This window comes from Streptomyces sp. NPDC005774, from assembly GCF_042871645.1.
In the GTDB taxonomy this organism is placed as follows: Bacteria; Actinomycetota; Actinomycetes; order Streptomycetales; family Streptomycetaceae; genus Streptomyces; species Streptomyces pratens.
Genome location: NZ_JBIAIV010000109.1, coordinates 1 through 6,365, shown reverse-complemented (window position 1 = coordinate 6,365; position 6,365 = coordinate 1). Strand labels below are relative to the sequence as shown.

The 6,365-nt window shown below is 67.9% G+C and carries 8 protein-coding genes and 1 pseudogene; 7 read left to right on the top strand and 2 right to left on the bottom strand.

Going from position 1 to position 6,365, the window contains the following annotated elements:
- Positions 1–326: 326 nt before the first annotated feature.
- The 3 genes from ACFYQA_RS38995 to ACFYQA_RS38985 all read left to right on the top strand — a co-directional run bounded on the left by ACFYQA_RS38995 (position 327) and on the right by ACFYQA_RS38985 (position 2,172).
- On the top strand, positions 327–695 hold the full coding sequence (locus ACFYQA_RS38995; protein WP_388928528.1) for a glycoside hydrolase family 3 N-terminal domain-containing protein: 369 nt from the start codon (positions 327–329) through the stop codon (positions 693–695).
- A gap of 167 nt (positions 696–862) precedes the next feature.
- Complete coding sequence (locus ACFYQA_RS38990) at positions 863–1,822, top strand: glycoside hydrolase family 3 C-terminal domain-containing protein (protein WP_388928526.1); 960 nt, start codon at positions 863–865, stop codon at positions 1,820–1,822.
- Between the two features lie 44 nt (positions 1,823–1,866).
- On the top strand, positions 1,867–2,172 hold the full coding sequence (locus ACFYQA_RS38985) for a glycoside hydrolase family 3 C-terminal domain-containing protein (protein WP_388928524.1): 306 nt from the start codon (positions 1,867–1,869) through the stop codon (positions 2,170–2,172).
- Between the two features lie 718 nt (positions 2,173–2,890).
- Here ACFYQA_RS38985 and ACFYQA_RS38980 read toward each other — a convergent pair.
- Positions 2,891–3,532, bottom strand: coding sequence for a TetR/AcrR family transcriptional regulator (locus ACFYQA_RS38980; RefSeq protein ID WP_388928522.1), 642 nt, complete (start codon positions 3,530–3,532; stop codon positions 2,891–2,893).
- Positions 3,533–3,615: 83 nt separating this feature from the next.
- Here ACFYQA_RS38980 and ACFYQA_RS38975 point away from each other — a divergent pair, with 83 nt between their 5' ends.
- The 3 genes from ACFYQA_RS38975 (at position 3,616) to ACFYQA_RS38965 (ending at position 4,917) form a co-directional block, all read left to right on the top strand.
- Positions 3,616–3,930, top strand: coding sequence for a DMT family transporter (locus tag ACFYQA_RS38975; protein WP_388928520.1), 315 nt, complete (start codon positions 3,616–3,618; stop codon positions 3,928–3,930).
- A complete protein-coding gene (locus ACFYQA_RS38970; protein WP_388928518.1) occupies positions 3,931–4,326 on the top strand; it encodes a DMT family transporter in 396 nt (131 codons plus the stop codon).
- A gap of 144 nt (positions 4,327–4,470) precedes the next feature.
- On the top strand, positions 4,471–4,917 hold the full coding sequence (locus tag ACFYQA_RS38965; protein WP_388928516.1) for a DUF6086 family protein: 447 nt from the start codon (positions 4,471–4,473) through the stop codon (positions 4,915–4,917).
- Between the two features lie 175 nt (positions 4,918–5,092).
- Here the strand turns inward: ACFYQA_RS38965 and ACFYQA_RS38960 are convergent, their stop codons facing one another.
- Positions 5,093–5,590, bottom strand: a complete 498-nt coding sequence (locus ACFYQA_RS38960; RefSeq protein ID WP_388928514.1) for a CarD family transcriptional regulator — start codon at positions 5,588–5,590, stop codon at positions 5,093–5,095.
- 533 nt (positions 5,591–6,123) lie between these two features.
- Here ACFYQA_RS38960 and ACFYQA_RS38955 point away from each other — a divergent pair.
- Positions 6,124–6,365: pseudogene (locus tag ACFYQA_RS38955) on the top strand (DNA recombination/repair protein RecA); the annotation flags it as partial.

Sequence of the window (6,365 nt, the reverse complement as noted above, 5' to 3'; positions counted from 1 at the left end):
CGCCGGCTTCTCCACGGACTCCTGCTCGACAACGGTCTCGGTCATCTCTGGCGTCTCCTTGATCATCAGATCCGCCGTTGATTAGACACTCCCTCTGCACGCCGACCGCAGGGCGGACGACCCCGCCGGACGCAAAGCCTTCCTCGAAGCCTGGACGAACGCCTGAACGTCTGCTCCGCCATACAGCACAATAAGAACAGGAGCCCGGCTCCGCGTTGAGCCACGGCACAGTTCCCACAGCCATACACGGCCGCGAAGTCGCAGCGTACGAGTGCTTCCTTCTCCGTGGCCTCGGCGCGGAGGGCAGGGGGAAGGGTTACAACAATATGCTCGGCCCCACCATCGACCTGACGCGGACCTGGCACTTCGGCCGCCAGGCCGAGGGCATGGGGGAGGACCCGCTGCTCGCCGGGTATCGGGGAGCAGCCATCACGGTCGGTATGCAGAGCCAGCAGGTGGCTGCCACCGTCAAGCACTTCGCCGTCTACACCCAGGAGACCGACCGCTTCTTCATCGACACCAAGGTCTCCGACCGGGCCCTGCACGAGATATACGAGGCGCCCTTCCGCCGGGTGGCCCTCGCCGCACCGACCACGTTGGTGATGATGACCTACCCGAAGATCAACGGCACCTTCGCGACGCAGCACCCCGACCTCTTCGACGACCTGAAGAAGGGCCTCGGACTCCAGGGCTAACCGTGCCGGACTTCTGGGCCGGCGACGACCAGGTCGCAGCCGCCCGTGCCGGTATGGACCTTGCCGGCCTTGGCCCCGGCGCTGTGAAGATCCCCCCGGGCGGACTCATGGGGAGAGCGATGCCGGGCTCGCGGTTGGACGATGCCGCGCGCCGCATCCTCATTACGATGTTCGCGAACGGCCTCTTCGACACCCCCGTCCCCGCGCCCTCCGACAACGTCAGCACACAGGAACACAGGGACCTCGCCCACGAGGCTGCGATCGCCTCGACGGTCCTGCTCTCCAATCACTCCTCGGCCCTGCCGCTGCCTGCCTCGGTGAAGTCGCTGGCCGTCATCGGCCCGGCCGACACCGACGTGTTCACCGGTGTCGCCGGCTCGACCTACGTCGACCCCGGCACCTGGACCACTCCTCTGCAGTCCGTTCGTACCCGTGCAGGAAGCTCCGTCAAGATCACCCACTCACAGGGAACCAAGGGAGACCTGCCTCTGGCTGTGGTGCCGTCGACCGTGCTGCGTGACGGCACGGGCAAGGCCGGCCTGACAGTCAAGTACTTCGCGGGGGCAGATGCCACCGGGACTCCAATCGTGACCATGACCGACGCGAGTCGACTTCACCACCGCACCCGCGGCGGATCTGCCCGTCGTCTGGTCGGCGAAGTGGACCGGCACCCCCGTACCGGCCACCACCGGCCTGCACCGCTTCTCCCTGCTGCCCGCCGGTACGACCACACTGAAGATCAACGGCGTCACGGTCGTCTCCGGCACCCGGCAGATGCGCAGGTTCTTCCTCGGACCGTTCGACTACCCGCTCCAGGAACTGCCCAGCTGACGGCGGGCCGCGCGGTCAGCGTCGAACTCACCTACACCAACGCCACTGCCGAGACCGGCACCTGCGGTCTGACCCTGGGGTGGCAGCCCGACTCCTTCATCCCCGCCGCGGTCAAGGCGGCGGGGGCGGCCGACGCCGCCGTCATCTTCGTCAACCGGGTTGCCGGCGAGGCCATGGACCACGAGGGGCTCGGCCTGCCGGGGGACCAGAACCAGCTCATCACCGCTGTGGCCGCTGTCAATCCGCGCACGATCGTTGTCCTCAACACTGACGGCCCCGTCGCCGCCCCTGGCTGAACGACGTGGAAGCCGTGATCCAGACGTGGTACGGAGGTCGCGGCATGGGCACGGCCCTTGCCGCAGTCCTCTTCGGTGACAGCGATCCCTCCGGTCGTCTCCCCGTGACCTTCCCCGCCGACGCGACGCAGGGGCCTGGGGGTACCCCCGCTACCTACCCCGGGAGGAACGGCGCCGTCACCTACGACGAGGGCATCGCTGTCGGCTACCGCTACTACGACGCCAAGGGGCAGCAGCCCCGCTTCCCCTTTCGGACACGGCCTGTCCTACACCTCCTTCGCCCACGGCACGCTGGAAGCGGCCTACGACGAAACAACCAGGAACATCACCCAACTCTGACCATCGGATGATCGTTGACGCTTTTGTATGCGCGGGCCGTTCCCTGCCGAACCGGGCAGGGAACGGCCCGCGGCTCTCGCTCCGCCACCAAGGTTGCTGCCCGCGGGTGGCGTCAGACCGAGTGTGCCGTCCGAAGCGCCCGTCCTCGGTGGGCCCCGTGCACCAGGCCGAACCCGCCCTACTTCGTGGAGGTTGCGCATGGTCGCCAACTATGGATCGTGACTGTATGGGCTGTGCAGGAATGGGCTGAGCCTGGCAAAGCCCATCGGCACGCTGGGGAGGATCAGCCAGGATGAGATGCTGGGCTCCTCCTCGCGTGACGGTGGCTGTGCTTGCGAGGGATGCAGAAGTGGCGGTGCAGCGATCGCTGCACCGATCCCCGGTCGAGCCGGATCGAGGAGGACGCAGCCCGACGGAAACGGGTGGTTATATCCGTTGTTTCGGCATCTTCGCAGGTGAGAGGCGTCACGCTTATGGGTTCGAGTCCCACCCGCCCCACCAAGAGGTTCTCCCGGAGAACCGTTCCACCTGCGAAACAGCGTCAGCCCCCTTCTGGTGGAGGGGGCTTCTTCGGCGTGAGCGTCAGTGGCCGACCAGGGCACTGATCGGGTTACGCGCCGCTGCTTTCGTCAGCCGCTTCGCGGACGTCGCGGTCCACTACCTGGTGGCGCGCAACGCTGCCTGGTGGGGCCGCGAACCGCACAACGCCGGACGTACCGCCTTTTGGCCTCATCGTTCTCGACCTGGCGCCGACCGGGCGGAGGCTGGAGACCTGGACTCCGGTCGCAGTGCCTGAGGTGATGGGGCTTGTTTCAGATTCGTCAGGTGGGTGTCCACTACCCGGGCGGCCCAGTCGGTGTCCTCGTCCCGGTCCTGTCGGATCATGTGCAGAGCAAGCCCGTCCACCATCGCGTGCAGGCGATCCGTTTCGATCCGGATCTCCTGCGGGGTCACGCCCAGTACGCGTACCACCCGTTCGCAAAGGTCCCTTACGGCCCGGTGCGCCCTGTGGTGCGTCGCGCGCAGGTCGCCGTCCGTCATCGCGGCCGTGCCGAGGACCACGGTGATCTCCATCTCCAAGCGCCGCGGCTCATCCAGGGGCAGCAGTTCCAGCAGTACCGCCCGCGCCCAGTCGTCACCCGGCGCAATGGCGGCGATCCGGTCGGCCAGGCGCTCGACCACCATGTCGTACGCCCGGATCCGCAGGCTGGCCTGTGTCGGGAAGGTGTAGCGCAGCGAGCTCGGCGGCAGCCCCGCCTCGGCAGCGACCTTGCGCACCGACAGCGCCGGGATGCCGTCGCGCACCAGAACTCTCCATGCCGCTTCCGCAACCTGGCGGTTGCGTTCATCGGTGTCGATCACGCGAGGCATGACGCCATTGTCGCACGACTGTACGACTACGTGCTAGCTTCGTTGTGGTACAGCCGTACGAAAACATGGAGAGGGACGTGCACATGGCGTGGACCGTCTTGATCGCCTCCGCCGTACTGGAGGCCGTCTGGGCCACCGCCCTGGGCATGTCCCAGGGGTTCCGGCGGCTCGCGCCGACCGCCGTCTTCGCCGTTGCCGCGGTGCTGAGCATGGCGGGACTGGCCTACGCGATGACCTCGCTGCCCACCGGCACCGCTTACGCCGTATGGGTCGGCATCGGGGCCGTGTTGACCGTCGTGATCGCCACCGCGCGGGGCCAGGAGAAGCTGACGCCCCTCCGCGCGGCCCTGCTGGCCGGCCTGATCGGCTGCATCGCCGGACTGAAAGCGGTGAGCTGAATGCCCTGGCTGATCCTCCTTGTCAGCGCCGTGCTGGAGGCCGTCTGGGCCACCGCGCTCGGCGCCAGCGACGGCCTCTCCGAGCCCGTCGCGAGCGTGGTCTTCTTCATCGCGATGATTCTGAGCATGATCGGCTTGTCGCGCGCCGCCCAGCACATCCTCATCGGCGTCGCCTACGCCGTGTGGACCGGCACCGGCGCCGCACTGACCGTCGCCTGGGCCATGGCCACCGGCGGCGAGGCGGCGAGTGTGCTCAAAGTGCTGTTCCTGGCCGGCATCATCGGCTGCATCGCCGGACTCAGACTGTCCGAGCCGAGCCCGGCCGAGACCGGCCCGGCTCACCGCAGCCCAGGCGACCGACCCGACAGCGCTGCGGCACCGAAGCAGACCCCTTGAGCCCCGTCCCGGCTGTACCAGGACGCACGGACCGCTTGAACTCGCCAACGTGCCTCGGCCCCACCGAGGCACCGCTTTACCGGGTGCCTGCCACCCGCACGATCCTCTACCCTGCGCCGAGGCAACCGAGCAGGGGGACCGGCGATGAGCATGTACTTCGATATCGGTGACGAGACGCTGTGGAATCCGTCGAACGGCGCCGGCCGTCTTTTCCTGCGGCAGGTCGAGGTCTTCGAGGCGGAACTCAAGCTGCCCTCGGGGATCGGCCAGGGCAAGTACTCGGGCGACCCGGACACACTTGAGGTCGATCCGGTCGTGTACGCGGAGTTTGTACGCGGCCTGGTCGCCTGGCACTGCCGGACGGGCCACTCCGTGATCCTCGCTCTCTCCGAAGGGTTCGCGGCGACGGCGGTCGCGCTCGCGCGGCGCGCGGGAATCGAGATGGAGATGCCCGAACCGGGTGCCGGGCATGTGTCCGGTGGCGTCCAGTACGACGTGCAGGTTCCCGGCAATCCCCGGACCACGTCAGCCGCCGTTGCCGCCGCGTTGGACACACGGGCGCGAGAGATGGACCGTTGGATGGCCCGCTGAGCCGGTGCGCCCAAGACCCGCCCTCGCCGACCCGGCACTCTCGATCGGTTCGCCGTTTCTGCCCCTCGCCCGCCCCGACGGGGGCGATGTCCTGGCGCCGGTCAGGGCTGTGGGCCGGGGCCAGGAGCGCGCGGCCGACGCGGCGCCCCCGACCCCCCTGCAGCACGGGAGAGCCTCAAGCGGTGCGTTGCTCCTCGAGGACGGCCGAGTCGAGCAGTTTCTCGGCCTCCCCGTCGGCCAGCGAGAGCGCCAGCGCGAGTTCTGTGAGGATCGGCAGGCGGGCGTGCTTGAGCATGTCCTTCTCCGCCGCGGAAAGCCCGCGTTCCTCCTGACGTCGCATGAGGTCACGAACGACGCCGGCGGTGAGCAGAGGGTCGCCGGCCCGGAGCGTCTCACTGTTGGCCTTGAAACGCCGTGACCAAGCCTCCTCCTGCTCACCTGTGGGAGCCCTCAGGACGGCGAGCAGTTCCTGTACCTGTGTCGCGGCGTAGACCGATCGCAGTCCCACCTCCTCGGCCTTGTCGACCGGAACGGCGATACGCAGGTCGGTCCGGTGGATCTGGAACTGAACGTAACGCCTGCTCCTGCCGTTGACCGAGCGATCGAGAACCTCGGTGACGGTGGCCGGACCGTGGTGGGGGTGGACGAGTGTCTGTCCCTCGGAGAACTGCATGCCGCTCAACCCTCGCTTGTGCGTGCGACGCCGCGCTCGGCCGTGCCCGGGCGTGATGCGGGGCGCACGGTCGTCCCACCGCTCGGTCCCGGCAGTGAACGGCCGGTAGCGGGCGCATGTGGGAGCGCAGAGATCGACGCGGTCATACGGATGAGCGCGCAAAAGCCTCTGCGAACCAGCTCTTCCATTTTCCCACCATGCCGCACGTGGCTCCGGGTGTAATTCCGGTCACATTCTCGCGGAGGGGGCGGCCGCAGACCACTGGTCGGCGCTGAACGGCACTGCACTCTGCTTTGTGGTGCCTGTGCACTGAATGCCCCTGCGGCGCTTGCGCGACGGCTGGACGCCACGCAACAGCCGGCTATGACGCTCTACTGATAACGTGCAAGTGACACGCATATCGATGAGATGCGCCTCACTGCACGCACGTTCGCACGTGCGTTCGCGATTTCCATCTCCTCCGCGTCGGGACCCGCTGTCATATCCTCCGGGCGACAGCCGTGCGGAGTGAAGAGTGAGAAGTGGGGTTGCGCATGGCTGACAAGGGAAAAGCGCTGGATCTGGTACTGGCGCAGATTGAACGGCAATTCGGCAAGGGCGCGGTCATGCGCATGGGTGACCGGACGAACGAGCCCATCGAGGTCATCCCGACCGGGTCGACCGCGCTGGACGTGGCCCTCGGCGTCGGCGGCCTGCCCCGCGGCCGTGTGGTGGAGGTCTACGGGCCGGAGTCCTCCGGCAAGACGACCCTGACCCTGCACGCGGTGGCCAACGC

Coding starts and splice junctions, on each gene's coding strand:
- ACFYQA_RS38995 (WP_388928528.1), top strand. CDS start 327: ATGCTCGGCCCCACCATCGACCTGACGCGGACCTGGCACTTCGGCCGC.
- ACFYQA_RS38990 (WP_388928526.1), top strand. CDS start 863: ATGTTCGCGAACGGCCTCTTCGACACCCCCGTCCCCGCGCCCTCCGAC.
- ACFYQA_RS38985 (WP_388928524.1), top strand. CDS start 1,867: ATGGGCACGGCCCTTGCCGCAGTCCTCTTCGGTGACAGCGATCCCTCC.
- ACFYQA_RS38980 (WP_388928522.1), bottom strand. CDS start 3,532: ATGCCTCGCGTGATCGACACCGATGAACGCAACCGCCAGGTTGCGGAA.
- ACFYQA_RS38975 (WP_388928520.1), top strand. CDS start 3,616: ATGGCGTGGACCGTCTTGATCGCCTCCGCCGTACTGGAGGCCGTCTGG.
- ACFYQA_RS38970 (WP_388928518.1), top strand. CDS start 3,931: ATGCCCTGGCTGATCCTCCTTGTCAGCGCCGTGCTGGAGGCCGTCTGG.
- ACFYQA_RS38965 (WP_388928516.1), top strand. CDS start 4,471: ATGAGCATGTACTTCGATATCGGTGACGAGACGCTGTGGAATCCGTCG.
- ACFYQA_RS38960 (WP_388928514.1), bottom strand. CDS start 5,590: ATGCAGTTCTCCGAGGGACAGACACTCGTCCACCCCCACCACGGTCCG.